Source organism: Pseudonocardia wallangbongensis (assembly GCF_054486945.1).
Genome location: NZ_JBRERS010000004.1, coordinates 23,270 through 49,672 on the forward strand (window position 1 = coordinate 23,270; position 26,403 = coordinate 49,672).

Annotated in this window: 6 protein-coding genes and 1 riboswitch; of the genes, 5 read left to right on the forward strand and 1 reads right to left on the reverse strand. The window is 72.6% G+C overall.

Annotation, left to right across the window (positions count from 1 at the left end; genetic code table 11):
* The first annotated feature begins 218 nt into the window (after positions 1-218).
* From ACU436_RS15385 to ACU436_RS15395, 3 genes are all read left to right on the forward strand, one after another.
* Positions 219-20,627, forward strand: a complete 20,409-nt coding sequence (locus ACU436_RS15385) for a preprotein translocase subunit SecA (RefSeq protein ID WP_459025780.1) — start codon at positions 219-221, stop codon at positions 20,625-20,627.
* Positions 20,628-20,655: 28 nt separating this feature from the next.
* Positions 20,656-21,396, forward strand: a complete 741-nt coding sequence (locus ACU436_RS15390) for a hypothetical protein (protein WP_459025781.1) — start codon at positions 20,656-20,658, stop codon at positions 21,394-21,396.
* A 68-nt stretch (positions 21,397-21,464) separates the two neighbouring features.
* Positions 21,465-21,914, forward strand: coding sequence for a pyridoxamine 5'-phosphate oxidase family protein (locus tag ACU436_RS15395; RefSeq protein ID WP_459025783.1), 450 nt, complete (start codon positions 21,465-21,467; stop codon positions 21,912-21,914).
* 7 nt (positions 21,915-21,921) lie between these two features.
* Here ACU436_RS15395 and thrC read toward each other — a convergent pair whose 3' ends face one another.
* On the reverse strand, positions 21,922-23,196 hold the full coding sequence (thrC, locus tag ACU436_RS15400; protein ID WP_459025785.1) for a threonine synthase: 1,275 nt from the start codon (positions 23,194-23,196) through the stop codon (positions 21,922-21,924).
* An 8-nt stretch (positions 23,197-23,204) separates the two neighbouring features.
* A riboswitch (SAM riboswitch) is annotated at positions 23,205-23,321 on the reverse strand.
* Positions 23,322-23,432: 111 nt separating this feature from the next.
* On the opposite strand from thrC, the gene holA reads away from it, so the two are divergent.
* Positions 23,433-24,392, forward strand: coding sequence for a DNA polymerase III subunit delta (gene holA, locus ACU436_RS15405; protein WP_459025787.1), 960 nt, complete (start codon positions 23,433-23,435; stop codon positions 24,390-24,392).
* A 340-nt stretch (positions 24,393-24,732) separates the two neighbouring features.
* The gene (gene gndA / locus ACU436_RS15410) at positions 24,733-26,196 is read left to right on the forward strand and encodes an NADP-dependent phosphogluconate dehydrogenase (protein WP_459025789.1); all 1,464 of its coding nucleotides are present in this window, start codon (positions 24,733-24,735) and stop codon (positions 26,194-26,196) included.
* The last annotated feature ends 207 nt before the right edge of the window (positions 26,197-26,403 follow it).

Consider the following 26,403-nt stretch of genomic DNA (forward strand, 5'->3'; position numbering starts at 1 on the left):
CGTGCGCATCCTCCATGTTCTTCCTCGTCAGCGGTCGTTCACGTGGCGCCCATCTCGGGGGCCTCGGACCTCTCGATGTACCTCCCCGTTGTTCCTCTCTGCGATCTCAGGAGTCGATCGGCATGTGTCGGCAGTCTGCGCACGACAGTGGGGCCCCAGGCCTCGCTGCGGGCGCTGGTGCCGTCCGGTTGCGTCTTTCGGCCACGGATGGGCTCTGGGTGGGGGCGCGGTGGCTGCTCGGTCTTGCCGGCGCCGTCGTGGTGCTCTGGGTCGGTGCGGCGTTCCTCGCCGCCGCGCCCGCCGCTGCGGCGGTGGTCGTCCCGATGGCAGCTGCTCAGGGCCTGCAGAAGGGAGGTACCACCAGGCTCATGAGCGCTGGTGACGGCGGCGGTTCCGACGGCGACTCGGGCGGCTCCGACAAGAAGGAGAAGAAAGAAAAGAAGAAGGACAAGAAGGAAGGAAAGAAGAAGGACAAGTCCGAGAAGAAGGAGGACAAGAAGGCGGACGACAAGAACGACGAGAAGGAGAAGTCCGAGAAGAAGCAGGACGGCAAGAAGAAGGAAAAGAAGTCCGAGGCGCGCGAGTCGCAGGACGACCAGGACGAGGACCAGGCTCGTCACGCCAAGCGGGCGAAGCACGAGCAGGCCGACGACGACGAGGACGCCGACCACCGCGAGAAGGACGACCGCGACGACGCTGACCGCCGCGAGAAGAGCGACCGCGAGAAGGACGACCGCGACGACGCTGACCGCCGCGAGAAGGCCGACCGCGACAAGGACGACCGCGACAAGGACGACCGCGAGAAGAGCGACCGCGACGACGCCGACCGCGACGACGCAGGGGCGCGCCAGGCCGCGCACGAGGACGACGGTTCGGACGTCGCAGACCGCGTCCGCAAGGTCGTCCGGGAGAAGCTGCAGGACTCGGGAACCGAGCATCGGGGGGACTCCGAGAAGTCCGCCGAGGCCGCTCGGGATGACGACCCCGACGCTGACGACATCGACGAGGCCGGCAAGAGCGACAAAGCCGGTGAGACCAGCAAGGGCGAGAAGACCGGCAAGGGCGACGGGCGCGACGAGGCCGACGGGGAGCGGGCCGACCGGCGCAGCGAGGTCACCCGCCTCGTGACGGCGAAGCTGAGCGAGCGCGCGAGCGACCACGAGGACTCGGACGCATCCGACGAAGCCGGTGACGATCGGTCCGGCAAGCGCGCCTCGGCCCGGGTGCTCGAGGGCGACGAGGACCACGGCGGCAAGAAGACGCACGAGAAGAAGAAGCGCGACGAACAGGGTCGTGCTCCGCCCCGCTCCGATGACGACGTGCGTCACCTCCTACGGGAGGTGGGTGCGCAACTCGACGGCGACGACGGCGACGGCTCCACCGAGGGCGACGGCGCCAAGAAGAAGCAGTCCCAGAAGAAGGCGGAGAAGAAGGCCGAGAAGCAGCGCGCTGAGGACGAGGCGCGCGAGTCGAGAGGCAGCGAGGTCGTGGCCGCGCTGCGCCGGCTGGGCGACTCCGACGGCAAGGACGGCAAGGACGGCGACAGCGAGGGCGGCAAGGACTCCGTCCGGGATGTCGTGAAGCGGGTGGCCGCGCAGCTGGCCGACCGCGATGAGAAGGGCGAGCGGTCACAGCGCGCCCGGGACGACCGCAAGAAGGTCCGCGAGAAGAACGGCAAGAAGGGCGCCTCCGAGCGTCGGGACGGTGAGAAGCTCGCCGACTCGGTGCGTGGACTCGTGCGCGAGGCGGTGGAGCACGCCGCGGACCGGGCCGGTGTGTCCAAGGACGACGTTGCCCGTGTGATCGACTCGGCGCGCAAGCGGCTGCGCGACGCGGACGGCGAGGAGCGCGGGGAGAAGGCCGGCAAGTCCGGTGAGGCCTCCGAGAAGGCGGCGTTGGCCGAGCTGCTCGACGCCGCCGGCGCCGACGGCGATCGCAAGGCCGATGAGAAGGTGTGCAGGGGCGGCAAGGGGTGTAGTGCGTCCGAGCTGCGCAAGCGGGAGGCGTCACTGCTGTCGTCGCGCGGCCCACCGAAGGGTGAGCGGGCCCGCAAGTCCGACGTGGACCAGCTGCAGCTGTTGAGCGCCCGCGACGAGGACGACAGCGACAAGGGCGACGACAGCGATCGGGACGACGACTCCGACGACGATTCGGCGGAGCAGTCCGAACGGGTGCTGCAGGGCCGGATCGACGTCGACAAGAGCAAGGCCCACCTGGCCGGCGAGAAGAAGAAGGTCGCCGCCGGCAAGGTCACCGCGGCCCAGTACAAGAAGGACAAGGCCGAGCACGACAAGCTGGCCAGCAAGTACGAGGCGGATCGCGCGGAGCTCTCGGACGAGCGGGCAGAGCTGATCGACGACGTCGTCGACGGCCAGCGGGGCCTGGACGAGGCGGAGAAGAAGCTGGCGGCCGAGGAGAAGAACGTCGCCGCCGGCAAGGTGACGAAGAAGGCGCACGACCGCAACGTCGCGAAGTTCGAGAAGCAGCGCGACAAGGTCTACGACGACACCGAAGACCTGATGGACGCCACCGACCGGGATGCCCGGGTGGTGCCGGACGACGGCCCGGACGGTGCGGGCGCGGTCGCCGGTTGCGGGTCGGACGGGGCCTTCGTCGAGTGCGGCTCGTCGAGCGAGTCCGGTGACGCGAAGAAGGACTCCGATCGAGACCTGTGCGTGTCCGGGGTGTCGTCGGGTTGCGGGGCGTCCTCGAGATCGGGTGACTCCCGCGCCGAGGCCTCGTGTGACGACTCCGGTTGTGGGAGTAGTGCGTCCAGTCGCGGTGCGGACGGCAAGATCAGCAAGGCGTCGGCGCGCTGCTCGGGGGACGCGCGGAACTGCGGTCAACACAGCCTTGCGATACCGGGCGGGGCGTCGGCGTACTGCGACAGCGGGGGAGGGTCCTGTCGCAGCGACAGCACCGGACCCGACCCGGACGTGGCGACACCACCGGACCCGGGAGATTCGGATCGCAGGACGGCCGCATCGGCGGCGTGCACCGGCGACTGCGCCGTGGACACCGTCGCGGACCGGTCGGGCGCCGAGTCCGACTGCGACACCGCGGGCGGCTCGTGCGACAGCAGCAGCACCGATGCCGGCCACGAGACCGGGGCCGAGAAGGCTGCGGCCACGGCCGCAGCCAGGTCGGCGACGAACGGGAAGGCGGTTTGCACCGTCTCCGGTGCCGGCGGGTGCTCGACGCGCAGCACCTCGAACGCCGAGGGTGACAGCGGGGACGACGGTGACTCGCGTGGTACCGCGGGCAGCAGTGACGCGGTGGTCGAGGTCGACTGTGGCGCCGGGTGCGTGGGCAAGGGCTCGACGAGCACTGTGGGTACCGCGAGCGGGGTCCGGGCCGGCGCGGAGCGCACGAGCACCGGGAGCTCGTCCTGCGAGGCGACGGGCAGTGGGTGTCAGGCCTACAGCAACACCGCCGTGGACAACCCGGTCGATGGGCAGGACTCGTTGGCGTCCCTGACCGACGGTGACGCCACGGTGGTCAGCTCGGCCGGCGCGAACGTGGACTGCGGCGACGGCCCGTGCAGCGGCGCGGCGCGCAGCGCCACCTCCGGTACGGCCGTGGGCGCGCCCGCCGGGAAGGGCGCGGCCGCGCCGGTGCGCACGACCAAGGCCTCCTCGAACTGCAACGCGACCGGCGGCGGGTGCGCGGCCGAGTCGAGCTCGCAGTTGAGCGACAGCGCTGCCGACGACGCCACCGAGCCCTCGTGGTCGGACCGGCTCAGCGCCGCCGCGCGCGGCACGACGCTCGCCGTCCGCGAGCTGGCGGCCTCGAGCACGGCCGGCTCGGAGCTGTCCTGCCTCACCGCCACGTGCACCGGGGCGGGTTCGAGCACGACCTCGGGCGGCGCTTCCGGTGACGTCAAGGGGGTCCGCGACAGCACCGGTTCCTCGTCCTGCACGGCCCACGGTGTCGGCGGCGGCTGCACGACGTCCGCGGACACGACGGTCGCCGACCGCGACCCGGCCGACGCCACGGACGTCGCGACGGCCGCCGGGGTGGCCCCGGTGTCCGGGCCGGTGAGCGTGTCGAACGCGGCGGCGTCGGTGGCGTGCTCCGGTGCCGCGACCGAGTGCGGCGGCACGGCGCGCTCGTCGACGAGCGCCCGGGACACGGCGGTGACGCCGCACGCCCGGGGCACGAGCGCGAGCGCGGACTGCACCGTCACCGGCGGTGGATGCTCGGGTGAGACCAGCTCGGCGGCGTCCAGCGCCGCGGACTACGTGGCGGTCGACCCCGACACCGGTGAGCCGCTGCCGGGCCAGTCGCTGAGCGGCCCCTCGTCGACCTCGTCGTCGAACGCCGGCCTGGCCTGTACGCCCGGCGTCCCCTGCTCGGGCTCGGTGCGCACCAGCACGGCCGCCTGGGACGGCGGCGTCGCCGGCGGGAAGCCGCGCACCTCGGAGGGCACGGCCGGTTGCACCGGTGGCACGGGCGGTTGCCAGGTGCGGTCGGCGTCGGGCGCCTCCACCGGCCCGGGTGCGGAGCTCGCCTTCTCCGGCCCGCAGGCGCAGGGCACGGCCCAGCAGGTCAACACGGCCCGGATGCCGGCCGGCCCGTCGGCGGCCTCGGTCGCGGGCGCGGCGCTGACCTGTGAGGGCCAGGCCGTCTGCACCGGGAAGGTGACCAGCTCGGCGACCGCCACCGACCCGTCGGTGTCGCCGGACCCGCGCGGCTCCCGCAGCGAGGGCTCGTGCGAGGGCGTCTCGGGCGGCGTGTGCCAGGCGGTGACGAACTCCGGGGCCGCGACCGGCCCGAACGCGAACAGCATGGTCCCGCTGGTGCAGGCGCGCTCCACCGAGAACGCCACGGTCTCCTCCGAGACCACCGGTGACGCGCCGGCGCAGGATCAGGAGACGCCGGCCGGCGGCCAGGACCAGCCGGCGGTCCCGCCGGCACCGACCGCGCCGGGTTCGTCCGCGAGCACCGGTGGCCCGACGGTGCCGGGCGCCTCAAGCTGGACGATGGCCTCGGCCACCCTGGACTGCCCCGGCGGTTCCGGTCCGTGTTCGGGCACCGCGCGGTCGTCGGCGACGGGCAGCGACGGGCCGAAGGCGATGAACGGTGCCGGCACGGCGCGTGGTCCTCCAGCCACGGGAACCTCCACCTCCAGCGGCAGCTGCACGAGTACTCAGTCCGGCTGCCAGGTCCAGACCGAGTCCTCCGCGGGTTCCGGCCAGGTCGTGGCCGACATCGTCGCGGAACAACGCAACAACGACGCCGAGCAGGCGAAGCAGCAGGCCGCCGAGGCCGCGCAGCTCGCCGCGCAGGCCGCAGACGTCGCCGCCCGGCCGGGTGCGACCGCAGCACAACGCAAGGCCGCCACCGCCGCCGCAGCCGCGGCGAAGAAGGCGGGCACGGCCGCCACCGAGGCGGCGAAGCTGGCCGCGAAGCCGGTCACCGACGCCCCGGCGACGCTGGCGCAGTCGAGTGCAACCGCGCAGTGCGCCGGGCCGGGATGCACCGCCGCGACCACGGGCGGGACGAGCGGCACGCCGGGCCGTAGCGACACGGCGGCCCACTGCACCGCCGCCGCGAGCGGATGCGTGGCGGTGAGCCAGGCCACCGCGGTCACCGAGCGTTCCCGGGACAGCGGCGAACCGGGTGGGAAGCCCGTCCCGGTCTCCTCCGGCAGCGGGCAGGCCGACTCGGAGATCCTCTGCCCGGAGATCGGCTGCACCGGCACCGTGTCGGGCAACGGGGAGGCCGTCGCCGGCCCGGCCGGGCAGCGCTCCCACAGCACCGCCACGGGCTCGACCCGCTGCGACGGCACCACCACGTGCCACGCGAACATCACCGCGACCGTCTCCTCGATGGCCACCGCACCGGGTGCCGAGGAGAGCGACCGGCTCGCCGCCACCTCCGCGGCCGTCCAGGCGGTCTGTGACAACGGCACCGAGGCGGGTTGCGCGACCCGCGGGTCGAGCCGTTCCACGGCGGTCGGCGGGGACGAGGTGCACGCCTCGTCGAGCTCGGCCTGCCAGTCGACCGGCATCTGCCAGACCGGCACCGGCGGGTTCGCCGCCGAGGACTCCGCCGGCTCCACCGCCGACTGCATCGGCACCGGATGCCGTACCCGCACCGAGGGCACCGCGCAGTCGGCCGCACCGGGCGGGACCAACAAGGCCGCGTCCCGCACCGCCTGCACCGCCGGGCACCTCGGTGGCTGCGAGGGCACCAGCCGGGTCGGCGCCAACCAGTACGGCTCGCAGGCCTCGGCCACCTGCCAGGGCAGCACGGGATCCCGCTGCTCCTACGGCTTCTCCTCCCGCAGCAGCGCCGCCGACAGCGGCGGCGGGGCCAGCTCCCGCGCGAGCGCATCCGGCTCGGAGTCGGGGACCTTCGGCGGCGGCTGGGTCGCCACCAGCGCCTCGGCGGTGGCCGACGCGGGTACCGCCCAGGCTTCGGCCTTCTGCGCCGGCACCGTGGCGAACTGCCGCTACTCCTACTCGGGCACCGCCTCGAGCTCGGCGGCCTACGACGACGGCACGCACAGCAGCTCGGCGAACGCCTACGCGTCCGGCTCGGGCGGCGGCACCGGCCAGGGCGGCGGCGGGCTGCTGGTCTTCGCGCACGCCTCGGCGGGCAAGGGCTACGGCAACGCGGAAGCCGGATGCAGCGGCGTGTCGAACTGCTCGACCAGCTACTCCAGCCGTGCCGACGCGTCGAAGACGGTGGGCGGGCAGCACGGCGAGGCGTGGTCGAAGTGCTCGGGCGGCGGCACGGGCGGGTCCTGCGGCTCCTACGCCTCGGTGAAGGTCGACTCCCACAGCGCCCTCGCGCAGGCGGGGTGCTCGGGCACCGGGTCGTGCGACAGCTACTTCGCGACGACCTCGGCGTCCTCGGCCAAGGGCGAGGGCATCAAGGGCGACTCGGGCGGCAACTGCTCCGGCGGCGGCCCGGACGGCGGGTACTGCGCCACCGGCTCGAAGGCCACGTACAGCAAGAAGACCGGTGAGCTGGAGCTGTCGTCCTACTGCGGGACCCAGGGTGGTACCTGCAGCCGGTGGGCGGACCTGGACATCGACGCGTCGTCGCCGGACGGGGAGCTGCACGGCAAGGGCGAGGTGGACTGCAAGGGCGGCGTGGGCTCGTGCGGGGTCATCGGCGTGGCGAAGTACTACAAGGAGTCCAAGGACAAGGACGGCAACCCGATCCCGCCGACGCTGGTGGTCGGCACCGGGTGTGACACGCAGGGCGGCGGGTCGTGCTCGCAGTGGTCGAAGGCCTACGCGGACATCTCCGCCCTGGACGGGAAGCTCACCGCGGACGCGGCGGCGGAGTGCTCGGGCACCACCGGCTGGTGCTCCACCGTGGTGGCCGGCGGCTACACCGAGAAGAAGAAGGGCGAGAACGGCGAGGCCCTGAAGGGCGGCGAGATCGTCGCCTACGCCGACTGCCAGGGTGGCGGCGGCAGCGCGTGCACCAAGTCCGAGGCGCACATCAACGGTGAGCTCGTCGAGAAGGGCAAGGCCACGCCGGGCGGCCCCACCGAGGGCACCATGAAGGGCGAGGGCTACACGCACTGCGACAAGACATCGGGCACGTGCTCGGTGGGCGCGGTGTTCCTGTACCACGACGCGGCGGAGTCGTGGAAGCGGGACAAGGACGGCAACCTCGTCCTCGACGAGAACGGCAACAAGATCCCGGTCTACGAAACCGAGTGGAAGCGGGACAAGGACGGCAAATTCGTCCTGGACGAGAACGGCAAGAAGATCCCGGTCGAGTCGACCGACGAGAACGGGGAGAAGATCCGGGCCTACGACCCGGCCTACATCGAGGTGCAGACGAGCTGCTACCCGAAGGGCGACCACTGCAAGCAGGACGCGAAGTTCACCGGCACCATCGACCAGCACAACGAGCACGAGAAGCACACGGGCACCGCCGACACCCACTGTTCCGGCACCTGGGGGGCCTGCAGTGTCGCCGGATCGGTCGCCTACAACCCCGAGACCGGCAAGGTGACGGCGTTCACCGACTGCGGGACGGGCGATGAGGGCGGCACCGCCTGCGACAAGTCCGAGACCCACACCTACGCGTGGGCGGAGTCGCCGGACGGGAAGCTGCACGGGACGGGCCACTCCGACTGCACGGAGGACGGCGGCCGCTGCTCGTCGGTGTCGATGGCCAAGTACCACGCGGAGTACATCCGGCCCATCCCGGATTCGTGCTACGAGCCTCCGGGCTGCTTCACCGCCACCGTTGAGGACCGGACGACTCCTGAGTACCTCACCGCCGGCGCCGGGTGCGACACCGACGGCAACGCCGAGAAGAACTGCAGCTACGACTTCTCGGCGGACGGCCAGCGGGAGGCCAGCGGTGATGAAGGCAGGCTGAGCGCCCAGGCCCAGGCCGGCTGCAACGAGTCCCACACCGGCAACGGCTCCGGCGGGTGCTCGATAGCCGCGACCGCCAAGGTGAACGCCAAGGACCACACGGCCGACGTGCTCGCCATGTGCGAGGGCAGCACGAGCTGCACGTACTCCGGGAGTGCCACGGCCAACTACGAGTCGGGGAAGAACAACGCCGACTCGACGAAGACCTGCGGGAAGGACACCTCCGGCACCTGCTTCATCGGGGTGAGCGCCTTCGCCGCGGGCGGGGACGACGAGAAGCAGGGCCTTGCGGTCGCGTCCGGGTTCTGCAGCGACACCAACGGGACCTGCAAGGGCGAGTTCCGCACCCACGTCGACTCCAACCGAGACACCCTGGCGGACTGCCACTCGAAGGGCAGCGGGATCTGCTACGGGATCGCCGTCCCCCAGTACGCCGAGTCCGGGGGCCGGGTCTTCGACGACCACACCAGCCTGTTCGTGGACACCAAGGCGCCCGGTGGCGAGGAGCACAAGGAGTGCTCGAACGGGAAGAACGGACACAAGAACAGTTGCGGGGAGGGTTGGTCCGAGGCGCTCGACGGCAAGGCCTTCGTCCTCCACCAGGAGACCGAGAAGAGCGTCGGCGGGTTCCTGAAGAACCTTGTCCGCGACGGCGACGACGTCCTCTCGAACGCGATCCCCGGTCTCCTCACGTCCATCGGCACCGAGCTGTTCAACTACGGCAAGCTCCGGCTCCTCGGCAAGGACGAGGGTCTGCTCGGCCTGGTGACGGGGGGGAACGTCGGCTTCTCGTCACCCGAGCAGGGGGAGAACGAGTCGGACCTGGAGTACTACGCCCGGCGCTACCCGTTCACCGGTGGGGTCGCCACGGGTGCGGTCAACTTCTACGACCGGTGGATCAAGAACGGCCCCGACCCCGGGCGGCTGGGCGACGACTACTACTTCGCTCCGATCTCCACCGCGCTGGAAGACATCGGCACCGTGGCGCTGGTCGCCTTCGGGGCCGGGGCGGTCATCAAAGCGATCTCGCTGGGCGCGAAGACCGGCGGCGCACTCGCGAGCGGCGCCGGTTCGCTCGCCGGCAGATTCGCGGTGACGAGCCGGCTGGGCGAGGGGCTGGCCGGCGGGGCGTCGAGGCTCAGGGGCTGGGCACCGCGCGCGAGCGCCGTCGGCCAGACGTTCTGGGACGCGTCGCTGATGGGCGGCAAGGTGGCCATGGCCCCCGTGACGCTGGAGCTCATGGGCGCGCGGGCGCTCACCGGGGTGATCGCGCGGCGTGGGCTCGCACCGCTCGGGGAACGGTTGGCGACCCGCGGAGGCATGCTCGGCCAGGTCGGGGGCGTGCTGAAGACCGGTGCCTCTGCCGGCAGCATCATCGGGCGCGGCGGCGTCTTCGGCCGGGTCGGCGTCAAGCTCCTCCGCGACAAGGAATCCGGCCGTCTCGGCTTCGAAAGGACCGACGTCCGGGGCCTGATCACTATCGCGCGCGGCTACCAGAAGCTCGGCCTGCCCTTCGGCCGCGTCGCCGCGCTCGGGGACGTGGTCGCCGCCGGGCGTGACGCGTCCGTCCCCCCGCGCACCGGGCTCAGCCGCGTTCTCGGCCAGAAGAGGGCCGACTCCATCCGCCAGAACCGCATCAACCGGGCCGTTGCCGCCGTGCTGGACGACCAGCTCGCGCGCATCAAGGGCACCAACGGCGGTCCCGCCCGCCTGTCGGGCAAGGACCTCACACCGGCCGAGCGGATGGTCCTCGAGGACGCCGTCGCGCGCGGCGTCGTGGTCGAGCAGCTGACCCCCGAGCAGCTGTCGGAACTGTCCGGGGTGCCGCTGAGCGAGATCACCGCCGCCGGCTGCCGCGGCGTGTGCGCGATCGACGGTCTCAACCGCACCGTCGCCGCGAACATCGACGACCTGGTCCTCTTCAGCCACAACGGCAAGATCTTCATCGACGGCCAGATCCTGGCCGCGCTGCGTGACGGCCGCCTGAGCCGCGCCGCGCTGGCCGACCTGGTACGCCACGAGCTCGACGAGCTGAACCGGAACGGTCGTGCGCACGGCGACCTGCACGAGCTCCCCGATCTGAGCCCGCTGGCCGACGATGTCGCCGCTGCCAACCGCGCCACGCGGCAGCAGGTCGACGAGCTCTTCGACCGGGCCGGCTGGCCGGAGGCGACCCGCGACGGCAAGCTCGCCGAGAACAAGATCGAGCAGCTGCGGGATCCGGCGATCTTCGCCGAGGTCGAGGCGACCCTGCGGGCCCAGGAGGCCGGCCGGATCGTCGGGATGAAGGACTGGCTGGAGTACAACGCGGGCAAGGCGCCCGCACAGCTGGCCGAGGCGGCCGCCGAGCTGGGCGTCGCTCGGCAGTTGGCGCGCGAGAACCCCGGCATGGTGGTGCGGGTCGGCCTGGAGAACAACGCGCCGATGCGGCCCGGGACGAACCAGCCGATGAAGGAGTTCGACCTCACGGTCGAGACGCCCGACGGGCAGGTCGTCGCCTCGGTCGAGGTGACCTCGGTCGACAAGCCCGTCTCCCAGCCCAGCGATGTGACGAACGGCGTTCGGCACGCCGTGGACAAGGCGGCCGACCGGCAGGGCACGCCGACCCCGATCGCGGGCAACCGGCAGGTCATCATCCACATGTCGCTGGACGTCGGCCGCCGGTCGATGCGTGGTGGTCTGATCCGGGAGATCCAGCCGGACGGCACGCTGACGCTCTTCCGCCCCGACGGCAAGACTCCGATCAAGGACAACAGGTCGACCGGCAACCTCTACGACGACATCGCGCAGAACCTCCCCGCCATCAAGAACCACAAGCTGCTCGACCGGGTGACGCTGATCGACGACGTGACCGGTCGGGAGACCGTGTACGTGCGGGACGGGGAGACCTGGACGAGGCAGGGCGAGCAGGGCGTTGCTCCGGGCGAGGCCCCGGGCCCCCGCTCGCCGGGGCCCGGGTCCGAGCCGGGCGCCACCTCGGGTGGGAACCCGACGGGCCCGGACACGCCAGGGCCCGGGCCCGGGAAGCTTCCGCCGGTCAACCCGCCCGGCGAGCGGGCCGGCGGCGGCGGGGCACGGACCTCCGGCGGCGGGGCCGACCCGCACATCGCGGAGTCGAGCTCCACCAGTGGGCCACGCTCGCACCTCGACGACTCGGCGCCTGCTGCGCCCCGCGAAGGACACCAGAGGCCACGTGATCCGGACGCGGACAACGGCGGTCCCGCACCCCCGCAGCAGGGTGTCGAGACGTCCGCTCCTACCGGTGAACTCGCCGGCCGGACGGACCAGGGCCCTGCTCGGCAGGGCACACCCGAGGCGGGTCAGCGGCCCGGCCCGGGTGCGACCGGACGTAAGGACAGCACCCGTTCGACCACGCCCGAGGAGGCACGACCAGGAACAGCTCACGATGCGAACACCACGAACCACGCTCCTGGCGAGCAAGGCGTTGACGCCAAGGGTGTGACGACGCCAGCGGAGACCAACCCCGCCGGCGGTGCCCGGACCACGTCCGGGCCGAAGGGATCGCGAGGGGCCACGGCGCCCGAGCGGTCCGGCGAGTCGCACGGCTCCACACAGTCGAAGACGGCTGAGCACCAGGGCACGCGCGAAACGTTCGAGGAGCAGGGACACCAGCCGGGCTCCACCCGGCCGGGCCCGCCGAACGTGGGCGAGTGGCTCGCGGTGCGCGACGTGTTCGACTCGTTCAAGGAGTGGCGCGCGACCCGCAAGCAGAACAAGGCCGACCGGACGAAGGTCGCGAAGTACCGGGAGGGCTTCGACGGCAAGAGCTACGACGACCTGATCGCCCGCGCGGAGGAGGTTGCCCAGGACGTCGAGAACGGGAAACGTTCATACGCGGACGGCATCGTCGAGTGCGTCGCCATCGCCTGTGAGGTGCAACGCCGGGTCAACCCGGACAAGGCGCCGTTCGAGGAACAGGTCCTGGGGGCCATCGCCCTCGTCCGCGACGGGCGTGTGGTGCAGATGCTCACCGGTGAGGGCAAGACGCTCACCGGTGCGATCGCCATCGTTGCTCGGGCGCTGATCGAACGCCCCAAGGGCGGGCAGGTGCAATGGGTGACCCCGAGCGAGGCCTACGCCGGGGAAGCGAAGCCGCAGATCACCCAGATCGCGGAGCGGCTCGGGCTGACGGTCGAGCTGCAGACGGCGGCGCGGGAGAGCCCGGGCAGGACGGCAGCCGACGAGGCCGCCATCAAGGTGCTCGCGCTCGGCGAAGAGGCGTTCGGTGCCCTGCGCTCCCGCAACGGGACGGGCAACGGCGGCCGGGCCGCCCCGGCGTGGAGGTTGCTCGACGAGGTCGACCAGCTGCTGCTCGACGACATCGCGCCGTTCGTCCTCAGCGAGCGGATCAAGGGCGGGAAGCCGGATCTGGCCGCCCTGAACTGGGCCAAGGAGATCGCCGAGGCGAAACGGCTGTCGCCTGCGACGGAGCAGAACCCGAACGGGCACTACAACCCGCGCACGTACGAGCTCACCGCGGCGGGCCGCAAGCTGGTCGGCGAGCAGATCGACGCGCTGGCGGCAGCCACCGGGCGGAAGTTCGGGGCCCAGGCGCGGGCCACGCTGCAGCAGCGGGTGGAGAACGCGCTCAAGGCCGAGGACGGCCTCGAGATCAACGTCGACTACATGGTCGAGAACGGCGAGATCGTCCTGATCGCCAGCGACAACCGGGCGCTGCCCGGGCGTCGGTGGAGCCGTGGGCTGCACGAGGCGGTCGAGCTGAAGGAGTTCGGGGACACCGGGGTCGGCGCCCCGACCCGGACCATCGACTCCCTCACCGTCGCCGAGCTGCTGGCCGAGGGCGAATGGGCCGGCACGACCGGAACGACCGGTGGCAAGGCCGGTGCCAAGCGGTTCCAGGACGAGTACGGCAAGGACGTCCTGGAGATCGACCCGCACACCCCGTTGAAGCGCGTCGATTTCGATCCGGCCAACCACGGGACCGCGGCGGAGGCCCGCGAGGCCGCGTTGAACGACGTGCTCGACGCCTACGCGCAGGGCTTCCCGGTGCTGCTGCGGGTCGAGAGCATCGCCGATGCGCTGATCATGGAGCGGCTGCTCTGGGAGCACGGCATCAACCCGCGGATGGTCACGGCCAAGTCCATCCACCAGTCGCAGGCCGCCGGGCTGACCACCCACGCCGGCCGGCGGGGCGCGGTCACGGTGGCGACCGACATCGCGGGCCGCGCGCGGGACATCGAGCTCGGCGGCTCGATCGCGGGCCACGTCGGCGACTACATGCTGCGCAACCACCCCGGGCTGGAGCCCTGGATGGACGGGTACCGCACGGCGCGGAACGAGGCCGTCGAGTGGGCCGAGGCGCACGTCAAGGCGGAGCTGAAGGACCTCGACGTCGAGGGCGGCGGGCTCCACGTGATCGGCCTCGGCACGCCGCGGAGCGTCCGGATCCAGGAGCAGCTGCGCGGCCGTTCCGGCCGTATCGGCCCGGACGGTGAACGCCAGCACGGCACGACGCGGATCCACCGCTCCATGGAGGACCGGCTGGTCCGGGAGAACTCGCGGTACGAGTTCGTCGTCGACGAGGGTCCCACCGCGATCACCGGCAAGTTCGACGGGCCCGAGGCCGAGGCGGTGTTCGAGCTCGCCCAGCACGACGCCGAGGTGGCGGCGAGCGCGCGGCTGGCCGCCACGAAGTCGCAGAAGGCCGCTCTCGGCTCCGACCACCTGGGCATGGTGCTGGGCGACGAGCTGCCCGCCGGGGTCCCCGCGCTGCCCGCCAACCCGGGCAACATCGACGTGCACCACCTCGACGCCCTGCGCAACACGGAGATGGTGCCGGGGCTGACCGCGGAGCAGTACCTGCAGGCCCGCGCGGATGCGCGGCGCTTCCAGGTCGAGCAGGACCCGGCAACGCAGGAGCTCGCGGACGCCGCCGAGGAGCAGGCGTTCGCGGAGGCCGTGGCCCGACTGGCGGACCTGATCCCGACCCGGAACTGGGTCGTGCGCGCCCGCCCCATGACCCCCGCCGACGTGGCGAAGATCCGGGAGCACGCCCAGCAGGCCGCGGACGCGTTCGCGCACGGCACGGAGCTGGCGGCCGGGCTCGGCATGGACGGGTCCCAGCTCGCCGCCATGATCGTGGTGGCCCGGCACATGCTGGGCGTGGGCGTCGGCAAGGATTCCGCCGACCCGGCACAGCCCCTGCGGCTGGACCGGCTGAACCTCGCGGAGCTGTTCGTCCTCGTCCACTACGCGAACGGGCAGTCGACGGAGCGGATCGCGGCCGAGCTGGGGATCTACCCCCGGCACATCGAGCCCCTCCTCGCCGTCGCCGCGAACGGCGCACTGACGGGCTCGGTGATCAGCAAGCTCGCCGGGCCCGGACGGGACGTGCGCACCGAGCAGGCGGCCCGCAAGCAGGCGACGGTGAAGAAGGCCCGGCCGGTCCGCAGGGAGACCGGGCGCGGTACCGAGCTGGCCACCACCCAGGACTGGAGCCTGCGCGACCTGGCCGATGCGCTCGCGCTGGCCACGGGCCGGCCGTTGCCAGAGGGGCCGATCACCGCCGAGGTCCTCGACGAGCTGCGCGCGGCAGCCGGCCTGGACCGGCTCGCCATCCTGCGCGGCGCCGCACCCGCCGCGCCGCACCCGACACCCCACTACCCGGGCGTGCTCGTCGCGCACGTGGGAATCGGTCCCGTCGACGCGCCCGAGGTGAACCGCGAATCCCGGCTGTTCGCCCTGCTGGCCCTGGACGAGCACGTCCACGGTCTCCACGGGACACCGCCGGCCCGGACCACGCCCTCGCAGGGACGGACTGAAGGCCGCGGCCGCGCGCTCCTGGGCCTCGGCGCGAGCATCCTGACGACGGCCCTCACCGGGGGCGTGCTCGGTTTGCTCGGGCAGCCGGTGTCCGTCCTGTACCTGGCGGGCGGCGCCCTCGTCGCCGCGACCGCCACGCGAGTGCTGCTGAAGTGGGGCGCGGGGACCATCCGCGGTCCCCCGCGGCAGATCCTGCGGCGAGACCGGTCGCCGGGTGGGCCGTCGCGGCGCGGTGGTGGTGACCTCACGGGCAAGATGTCGGCCAAGCTGGCGAGCTGGGTGGCGAAGCAGCACCGGCGCGGCAGCACCGTGGTCGTCACCGTCGCGGTGCGCGATGCGCACGGCACGGTCGTGGGTGTGCTGCGGCTGCTCCCATTGCGGGGCATGTCGGCGTGGGCACAGCGCTTGCTCGGTGTCGACGACCTGGTCGCGTTCGCCTGGGTGGGCAGCGGTGAGCGGCTGGTCGCGGTGGACGCGGAGCTGTTCGCGCAGATCCAGCACGTGCAGCAGGTCATCGCGACGGCCCGCGCCAAGCACACGTACGGTGGCCGGGCCGGCGAGCTGCAGCGGATGCTGGACGGCTGGGTGTTCGACGTGTTCCGGCACGAGAACGTGCACTTCGACCACCCGGGCGCCCGCCACGACGACGCGGTGTTCGACGGGCATCGGCATGTGCGGCACGGCCGGCTGGATCGGGCGGTCGCGTTCGCCGAGTACCTGGACCGGAAGATGCGCTTCTACGGCGCGACGCGGAACTGGGGCAGGTCGCGGATCGCCGGGGCGAGGGCGTTGCTGGATCGGCTCGCGGAGATCAGTGCGGCGCTCGGGTCTGCCACGCCCCAGGAGCGGGCGTGGCTGTTGGGAGAGGCCAGGGCGAAGCGCGCCCGGCTGGACGAGGTGCTCGGCACGACCGGCGCGGGGCCGGCGGCTCCGGTGCGTGGTCGGGCAGGTGGGCGACAGGAGGCGATGCAGGCGGCCGCCGAGGGGTGGGCGCAGCTCCCCGATGCCGAGTTGGGTGAGGGCGAGGCGGCCGCGTGGGAGGTCTGGCGCCTACTGGGTGCCCTGCTGCGGGCCGGCGCGCCACGGCTGAGCCACCCACGTGGGGCCGCGGCGGCCGATCTGGTGGCTCAGATCGGGGAGCTGGGGCATCGGCTGGCGGACGGGCAGCCGATCGATGCTCCGGAGTGGGTTGCTCCGTTGATCCAGCAGATGGTCAGGCGCGGCCTGCATGAGCCTGGGGCCGCGAAGAAGATCGAGGCCTGGTTGGCGGAGTTCGAGCGCCTCGGGCTGCTGACCAGGGAGGTCGACCTGTTCGGCGTGGAGCGGTTCCGGCCGGGTGGGGTGTTCGGGTTGATGCTGGCCCGGGCGCCGCCGCAGGCCGTGGATGCACTGTGGCGCAACCCGCTCGGCGTGGCTGGAGTCGGCGTCGCCGGGCTGTCGAGCGGTGAGCAAGCCGCTGCCGTCCGCACATGGCTGCGCGGAGTCGTGCTGGCCTGGGGCGCGGTCGAGCGCGGCTGGCGGTTGGCGGTTCCGCTGCGCCTGCGGGGGTGGTGGCTCGCCGCCGAGGTGCGCCAGGCGGAGAGGGCGTCCCGGGACGCGATCGCCGACGTGGTCGAGGCATCGGAAGAGCTGGCCGGGGCCGAGGCGGCGGGCGTGACCGGCGACGAGCTGACGACGCTGATCGGGACCCGGGACGAGGCGAACCGGAAGCTCGCGCAGGTCGTGGGGGCCGCTCGGGACGTGGCCGCCGCGAACGGCCTGAGCGCCCACCGGGTGCGGAACGTCGGCGTGCCTCCGCTGTTCGTGACCGAGGGCCGGCTCTACATGCCGATCCTGCCGGCGATGTTCGTCGCCGGCGTGACCTGGGCGCTGGGCCTCGGACCGGCGTGGGGCGCGCTGTGGCTGCCGTTGTGGGGGATGTTCCCGCACATGAAGACGGCGCGGACTCCCGGTTCGAAGCCGGGGATCCGGGGCTATGTGAAGTCGATCCGCTGGGAGCGGGCCTGGATGCTGGCCGCGCTGTCGTTCACGTTCCTCCAGACGACGCTGTGGTCGTGGGTGGTGGCCGGCGGGCTGGTCACGGTGGAGCTGGTGGGGCTCGGCGGGGTGGTGGCCGGGTTCTTGTCGACGTCGATGTCGAGGGGGCTGCGGGAGGAGCCGGACCAGGTGGCCTGGCTGACGACGGAGTCCTCACCGGTTCGGATGAAGTGGCCGTTCACAGCCATTCCGGATACGCGCCTGTGGCTGCGGATCAGCATCAACCTGTTCGGCCTCGGGTGGCTGCGGGTGGGGCCGGCCTTCTACACGTTCTGGCAGACGCCGGCGGACTTCATGCCGGTGCCGGGTGTGCGCGAGCCGAAGGTGAAGGGCTGGACCCGGCTGTGGCAGCGGCTGCGCAACTGGGCGGCCTCGTACGACAAGGGCCTGTCGTCGAGGAGGCCGGCGTTCTACACGTTCCACTTCCTCGGGTTGCTGGTCGGGTTCAACGATCAGCTGATCCTGGACCAGCGGGTGCTGTTCAAGCAGCTCTCGCGGGAGCGGCAGGCGCGGCGGCGCGCGCTCGACATCTGGACCGGGGCGAGCCGGACCTTCGGGAAGCTGATCTTCCTGGCCGCGCGGGGCCTGGAGCACACGGTGCCGGTCCGGCTGGGCCGGCGGCTGGCGCGCTTGTCGGATTGGTGGGTCGAGCGGGCGTTCCTCCACCTGGCCAACCACGCGCAGCGGATGCTGGTGCGCAACCTGACCGAGCAGGCATGGCAGCGCAAGCAGCTGGCCAAGCCACACAGCGAGAAGGCGAAGAAGCAGTGGCAGGCCGCTCTGGTCGAGAACGAGCGGCGTGCCGCGGAGATCCGCACGACCATGGATCGGCTGGCCGGTGAGTACGAGCAGCGGCTCAAGGCGCTGCACGAGGCCAAGCGGGACCTGCTGAGGGCCCGGCTGAAGGGGGTCGACGACCGGCTGGCCGCGAGGACGTGGGGCCGCAAGCTGCTGGACGTCCGCAAGGCGCGGCTGGAGGCCCAGCTCGAGCTGGTGGAACACGCCCTTGCGGATCTGGTGGCGCCGCCCCTGCGGCAGGGCAGGTACCTGCGCCGGGCGATGGAGCGTCAGCAGGCGAAGCTCGAGCGGCTGCGCGGAAAGCTGCGCAAGGCGCACGCGCAGCTCGCGGATGCTCGGGCGGGGGGCGACCGGGATCGGGTCCGGGCGTTGAAGGCCCGCGTGGACGAGCTGCAGGCGCGGTTCGACGCCGCCGGCTGGCGGGATCGGATGCTCGAGCGGGCCCCGGGCGCGTCCGGCGTCCCCGCCGGGACGACGTTGCGGGAGCTGTGGGCCGAGCCGTGGGTCCGGTGGACGGTGCGCGTGCTGGTCCTGGCCGCCGCGCTCGTCGGGGTCGTCGTGCTGCTGTCCATGCCTGCGGGTGCCACGCCCCTGGCCGGGGCAGGAGGGGCGAGCAACGGCGCCGCGACGTCGGCCGGCTGGTGGGCCGACCTCGGCCGGTTCCTGGACGGGGCCGCGTTCGGTGCGCTGGCCGCGATCGCGTTGGTCGGGGTGAAGGCCGTGCAGCTGGTGCGGGCGCACGGTCCACCGGCGTGGCTGGTGCGGGCCGCGCGACGGGCGACCGGCGGTAGGACGGCCGGACATCTCGCCCGGGCGGCCGGGGCGTTCGGGCACGAGGTGGCGTCGCGCTGGGCGCAGCGTTGGATCGGTCTCCGGGGAATCGCCGATCCCCAGCTGCGGCACCAGTTGCGGCGAGTGATCGGCAGCGGCGTCCCCGCACAGGTCGTGGCGGACCTCCGGGCGCTCGCCGAGCGCGGGGAGCTGACCGCGGAGGAGCTTCGCCGGCTGCTGGCCGTCGGCCGGTGGAAGGGCGTGGCCGGACCGGCGCAGGCGATCGGTGCCTTCGCCGCGGCGCACGGCCTGGAATGGGGCCGGAGCACCAAGAAGCGGTTGCGGGAGGCGTTGCGTGAGCTGCCGGACGAAACCCGGCCACGGGGTCGGGTCGCGGCGGTCGGCACCGGGATCCGGAACCGGCTGGTGCGGGCGGAGTGGGTGCAGGCTGCGGCACGGGCGCTGGTCGTGGTGGTTCTGGCGACGCTGTTCCTGGGGCTGCTCCCGAATCACGCGAGCAACGGGGCCTATGCGTTGCGCGGTGGCTTGAACTCGGTATCGGTCCGCGCCGGGCTGATGAGCCAGCTGAAGGCGCTGGCGCTGCTGGGGACGTTCGTGGTGAACGTGGTGGCGATGGTGTCGGCGACGGTCACGGGAGCCGGCCTGAGCGCGTGGATCTCGGGTCTCTACGCGGCGACCGTCGTGATGTTCTTCCTCGGGGCGTTGAAGACGGAGTCGAACGTGGCGCACGGCCGAGGGGAGTCGGCCAGCGGGATCACGGCGTGGTTGCTGACCTGGGTGGCGATGCCGATCACGTCGAACGTCGGGAACGTGCTGCTGGCGATCAGTGTCGGGTGGGTGGCCGCTCCGTTCGATCCGGTGCTGCTGGCGGCCACGGTGGTGCTGACGGTGGCGTTCGCCAACATGAGCGTGCTGGGAGTCGTGGAGGCGCTGCGGCCGACGACGTTCGGCGGCAAGTACCACGCGGTGATGGGCCGGGTCGGGAACATCAGCTTGCTGTACTGGGGGCTGGTGGCGTTGTGGCCGCAGCAGTGGCCGCTGCTCGTGGTCGCGGGTGCGGTCGTGGGCGTCGTGGTTGCCGGTCCGCGCGGGGTGTCGAAGCTCATGGCCTGGCGGGCACGGTTGACCCACAGCCCGCCGGCGGAGCGGGCGGCGATCCGCTCGGCGGTGCTCGGGCGGTTCTGGTGGGGCGTGGTCCCCGGCCTGCTCATGGCCGGCCTCGGCTTCTTCGTCCCGCTGGGAGTCCTGGAGTTGAGTGCGCCCGTCACGGTCGCGGCGGTATCGGCGGCGGTGACCCTCGGCGCGTTGTGGATCCTGAACTGGATCGTCCCGCACAAGGCGACGGGGAAGGCCCCCGATGCCACCGTCGTCAACCGCTGGATCAGTCTCGCGCCGGCGGCCGGGGAGAGCTCGCGGTTGCGGCCGATCGGTGCGTTCCTGCGCGGGACGGCCGTGGGCACCGCGGCCGCTGTGCTCGCGGCGCTGCTCGGCGCTCCGACGGTCGTGCTCGTGATCGCGGCCGCCGTGGCGGCGGTGAGCCCGGTCTTGGCGGCGGCAGCGGGTCACCACTGGGCCCGCGGCCCGCCGTGGACTCGGATCCTGACCCGGGCGGTCGCGATCGTGGCCGCGGTCGTCGCGTTGCTGGCGCTCGGTGGCGACAGCGCGTCGGCAACGCCGCCGCAGGACTCGGTCTCGGCGCCGGGTGTCGGGACGGCCCACCTGCTCGTGCCTCCGGGCAGCTGCGGACCCTCGCGGAACCCCGGATGGATCACGGCTTGCTCTAGGCCGGGGTCGCGGGGAACCTCTCGACCATGCAGAAGCACACGGTGCTCGACCGGGTGACGCTCGACGAGAACAGGGCGAGGTGCACGTGACCGAGGTGAGCATCTGGACCGAGGCCCGTCCGCACACGTACGCCGAGATCGTTGCCCCGGTCGGCGTCGACGACCAGCGTGCGTTCGCCGCGATGGCCGTGGACGCGCTCTTCTCGCTGGGTGACGGTCTTTTCGAACCGCTCGCGGTGAACGTCGAGCTCGTCTGCTGCGACGCCGAGTTCGGCTATCCGCGGGGCGACCCGCAGCCGGCCGAACGCTTCCACCAGTTGCGCCTCGCCGCGCCGCCCGAAACGGTCGCGATCCCCGAGATCTGGAACGACCTCGTGGTGGATCGGACCGAACGGCTCGACCGCGCGGTCGTCCTGGACTGGCTGGGCACGCTCCTCGTCGAGCAGGAGTGCCTGCAGCAGGACTCCAGGACCGGTTGGCTCCAGCTGATCGTCGAAGCGGTCCGTGCTCGCCTTCCCGAGAAGACGGGCCGCGGTGTCGAGAGCGGGGGCAACGAGCTGCTGATACCCGAGGGAGCGGGGGTGATCCGCTATCCCGTCGAGCGGTCCGGGGACGCGTTCCGGGTCGCCGGCCCGCTCGCGACGAGGTCGGGCACGTCCCCGTTCGGGGTGCGGATCGTCAACGAGGCCGGGGCCCTGTCCCTCGACTGGTCGCGGAACTGGTCGCCCTGGATCGATGCCGAGGGTGCGGGCCGCCCCGACGTCGAGGCGGCCATCCGCCGGCTCACGGCCGGGGGATGGGACGTGCGCCCGGCCAACCCGACCTGATCGCGGGGCTGGAGCGGTCCGGGGCCGCGGTCAGGGGTCGGGTGAGGCGATCGGGGATGCTGGTCCGCATGAGCGCTCCCCGTACCCGGCAGCAGCGCAAGCAGGACACGCTCACCCGGCTTCGGCAGGATGTCGACGCCTGGGTGGCGACGGGCGGGGACGGCCTCCCGTACCTCGTGCCGCTGTCGTTCCTCTGGGACGGGGAGACGCTCCTGATCGCCACGGCCGCCGCCAGCCCGACCGCACGCAACCTGCGGGAGACCGGCCGCGTGCGGATCGGGATCGGGCCGAGCCGGGATGTCGTACTCGTCGACGGCGTGGTGCAGGCTCTGGCGATGACCGACCTCCCGGAGGAGGTCGGCGACGCCTTCGCCGCCAAGACCGGCTTCGATCCCCGCCGGTACTCCGCGCCCTACCTGTACTTCCGCGTGCGGCCGCGGCGGGTGCAGGCGTGGCGCGAGGTGGACGAGCACGACGGCCGCGACCTCATGCGCGACGGGCGGTGGCTCACCGCCTGAAGCGGAGTCAGAGCCCGCGGTCCGCCAGCGCCTCGCGCACCGCCTTGCTGGTGGAGGGCACGGTGGCCGACGGGCCGATGTGGCCGGACACGGCGTCGAGGGTCTTGAGCCCGTCGCCGGTGATCAGCAGCACGGTCTCGGCGTCCGGGTCGAGCTGCCCCGACTCGATGAGCTTCTTCGCGGTGGCCACGGTGACGCCCCCGGCGGTCTCGGCGAACACGCCCTCGGTGCGGGCGAGCAGCCGGATGCCGTCCACGACCTCCTCGTCGCTGACGTGCGCGAGCGCCCCGCCGGTGCGGCGCACGGTGTCGAGGACGTACGGGCCGTCGGCCGGGTTGCCGATGGCGAGGGAGCGGGCGATCGTGTCGGGGCGCACCGGCTGCACGACGTCGTTGCCGTCCTCGAACGCCTTCGCCACCGGCGAGCACCCCGTGGCCTGCGCGCCGAACACCCGGTACGGGGTGGGCTCCACGAGCCCGAGCGTGCCGAGCTCGGTGAAGCCCTTGTCCACCTTGGTCAGCTGCGAGCCGGACGCCACAGGTACCACGACCTGCTCGGGCAGGCGCCAGCCGAGCTGCTCGGCGACCTCGTAGCCGAGGGTCTTGGAGCCCTCCGCGTAGTAGGGCCGGACGTTGACGTTGACGAACGCCCAGTCCTCGTGCTCGGCGGCGAGCTCCGTGGCGAGCCGGTTGACGTCGTCGTAGTTGCCGTCGACGGCGATCAGGGTGCCGTCGTAGACGGCGGTGGTGAGGACCTTGGCCTGCTCGAGGGAGCTCGGGATCAGCACCACGGAGTCCCAGCCGGCCCGGGCCGCTGCGGCGGCCACCGCGTTGGCCAGGTTGCCGGTGGACGGGCAGCAGAGCACCGAGAATCCGAGCTCGCGGGCGGCGGCCAGGGCCACTGCCACCACGCGGTCCTTGAAGGAGTGGGTGGGGTTACCGGTGTCGTCCTTGATCCACAGCGAGCGCACGCCCAGCGCCGCGGCGAGCTTGTCGGCCTTGATCAGCCGGGTGAGACCGGGCTCGGTGTTGGGGTGGGACTGCACGTCGGACGGCACCGGCAGCAGGTGCCTGTAGCGCCAGACGGACTTGGGCCCGGCCTCGATCGACTCGCGGGTGACGGCGCCGAAGTCGTAGGCCACCTCGAGCGGGCCGAAGCACTCCGGGCACGCGAACTCGGCGGCGAGGGGGATCTGGTGGCCGCACTCCCGACAGGACAGCGCGCGGGCCGGTCCGAGATCGAAGGCGGTGGAGGTCGCAGGGGCGCCAGCAGCCAGGGTCATGAGACGTCTCCTCATCTTCCCCGCGATGTGCGGGTCGGAATTGGCACCGTGTTCGAGCGCAAGAGCGCGCATCGCCGGTTGCCGGGGCTTCGTCGGGCCGTTCCCTCTGCCCCTCTGGATGAGCCATATTCGGTTGTGCCCGCCACGTTACGGCACGATCACCGCGGCTCCCAAGTTCGTTGCGTGATCTGGGAGCCGGGTCACGCGATGTCGGGGCCGTGCGCGAGCATGGACGCATGGCTGCGCCCGCCCCGCTCCGCCTCGTCGTCGGCGAGGAGGAGCTGCTCGTCGAGCGGGCGATCGAACAGGTGGCGGCGGAGGTCCGCGCGGGGGATCCGGCGGTCGAGGTGCGCCGGGTCCGCGCGGCCGAGCTCACCCCCGCCGACCTGACCGCGAGCCTGAGCCCGTCGCTCTTCGCCGAGGCGCGGGTGCTCGTGCTGCTCGCCTCGCAGGAGGTGGGCAAGGAGCTGGCGGCGGCGATCGTCGAGCAGTCGGCCGACCCGGCCGAGGGCATCGTCCTCGTGGTCGTCCACTCGGGCGGGGCGCGCAACAAGGGCCTCGTCGACGCGCTGCGGAAGGCCGGCGCCACCGTCACCACGTGCAACAAGATCACGAGGATGGACGAGCGGTCCGACTTCGTGCGCGCCGAGGCCCGCCGGGTCGGGGGCAAGATCACGGGCGACGCGATCGGCGCGCTGCTCGAGGCCGTCGGCTCGGACCTGCGGGAGCTCGCCTCGGCCACGAGCCAGCTGGTCGCCGACACCGGCGGGTCGGTCGACGAGCGCGCGGTGCGCCGTTACCACCGCGGCCGGGCGGAGGCCTCCGGGTTCGCGGTGGCCGACAAGGTCGTGGCGGGCGACCGCGCCGGCGCGATCGAGGCGCTGCGCTGGGCGCAGCTCCTCGGCACGCCGTCCGTGCTGGTCGCCGACGCCCTGGCCGACGCGCTGCGCACGCTCGCGAAAGTCGGGTCGGCCGGCCGCGGAGACCCCAACCGCCTGGCCGGCACCCTGGGCATGCCGCCGTGGAAGATCCGCAAGGCCCAGCAGGCCGTGCGCGGGTGGGGCCCGGAGGCCCTGACGGAGGCGTTCGCCGCCGCCGCCGAGGTCAACGCCGATGTGAAGGGCGCGGCGGCCGACCCGGACTACGCGCTGGAGCGCGCGGTCCTGCGGATCCTGGCCGCGCGCTCGCGCCGCTAGCCGTCGCTGGTGGTGCGGGTCTTCTTGAACCAGGCACCGACCTTGTCGCCCAGGAGGGCACCGCCGATTCCGGCGAGGACGGCGGGGATCAGCGCGAACAGATCAACGAGCATCGGGGGAGACTCCTCGGGTCGGACGGGCGAGGGGGAGCAAGGTGCCCGCCGGCGAGCCTCCACTCTGGGTGACGGCCGCCGAGGCTGTCGACGGGGATGTAGGCCATCTCACGTTTGGGTGCCGGCAACCCCGTGATCACCCGCCGTACCGGTGGGCCGACGGGCGACGGCGGCCATCGGGTGGGCGGTAGCGTTCGTGCGCAGGCATCTGAGTCCGAGGGGAAGCGATGACAGTGCCAGACGCGAACGCGACCGTCGCCAAGAGCCGTATCGGGGTGACCGGGCTGGCCGTGATGGGGGCGAACCTGGCCCGCAACATCGCGCGCCGGGGCACGCCCGTCGCCGTCCACAACCGGACGGCGGCGCGCACCCGGGAGTTCATCGAGGCCTACGGGTCGGAGGGCGCGTTCACGGCGGCGGAGACCCTCGAGGAGTTCGTCGCCGCGCTGGAGCGGCCGCGGCGGATCATCGTGATGGTGAAGGCGGGCGCCCCCGTCGACGGCGTGATCGAGGAGTTGGCGCCGCTGCTCGACGAGGGCGACATCATCATCGACGCCGGCAACTCGCACTTCCCCGACACCAGGCGCCGCACCGAGGAGTGTGCGGCCCGCGGCCTGCGGTTCATGGGTGTGGGCGTCTCCGGTGGCGAGGAGGGAGCACTCAACGGGCCGAGCATCATGCCCGGCGGCGACCCGGCCGCGTACGCCGAGGTCGAGGAGATCCTCACGAGCATCGCCGCGCAGGTGGACGGCACCCCGTGCGCCGTGCACGTCGGCCCCGACGGCGCGGGCCACTACGTCAAGATGGTGCACAACGGCATCGAGTACGCCGACATCCAGCTCATCGCCGAGGCGTACGACCTGCTCACGCACGTCGCCGGCCTCGACGCCCCGGCCATCGGCAAGATCTTCGAGGAGTGGAACTCCGGCGACCTGGAGTCGTTCCTCATCGAGATCACGGCCGAGGTGCTGCAGAAGACCGACGCCCGGACGGGCCGTCCCCTCGTCGACGTCATCCTCGACGAGGCGGAGCAGAAGGGCACCGGCCGCTGGACGGCGATCGACGCGCTCGATCTGGGCGTCCCGCTCACCGGCATCACGGAGGCCGTGTTCGCGCGCACGCTCTCGGCGCTGAAGAGCGAGCGGAAGGCGGCCGCCGGCGCCCTCGCCGGCCCGGTGCCGGGCGCGGGCGAGGACCGCACCGACCTCGTCGAGGACATCCGGCAGGCGCTGTACGCCAGCAAGGTGGTGGCTTACGCGCAGGGCTTCGCGCAGATGCGCGCCGCATCGGCGGCCAACGACTGGAACCTCGACCTCGGCGCGATGGCCACGATCTGGCGGGGCGGCTGCATCATCCGCGCGCAGTTCCTCAACCGGATCCGCGACGCCTACGCCGAGCACGGGGACGTCGAGAACCTGCTGATGGTGCCCTACTTCACCGACGCCGTCGCCGAGGCGCAGGACGCGTGGCGGCGCGTGGTGGTCACGGCCACGCAGCAGGGCGTGGCGATCCCGGCGTTCGCGAGCTCGCTGTCCTACTACGACGGCTACCGCCGCGAGCGCGGCCCCGCCAACCTGATCCAGGGGCTGCGGGACCTCTTCGGGGCCCACACCTACCGCCGGACCGACACCGAGGGCGTGTTCCACACCCGCTGGGCGCAGGACGGCACCGAGGTGCGCACGGACGCCTAGGACGGGGCCCCGGCGGGAGCGGCCGGTGGGTCGGTCTGTCGCCGGCGGTCTCATCGGAGGGACGGCCGGGATCGGACCCAGGCAGAACCACCGATTTCGTGGACGCTCTGCGAGATGCTCGTCCTGCCTCCCGGGCCTGCGTACCCTCCCGGGCCTGCGTACGAGCACGTCACCTGGGCGGCAGAGCGACTGCGTGTGGTCACCCTG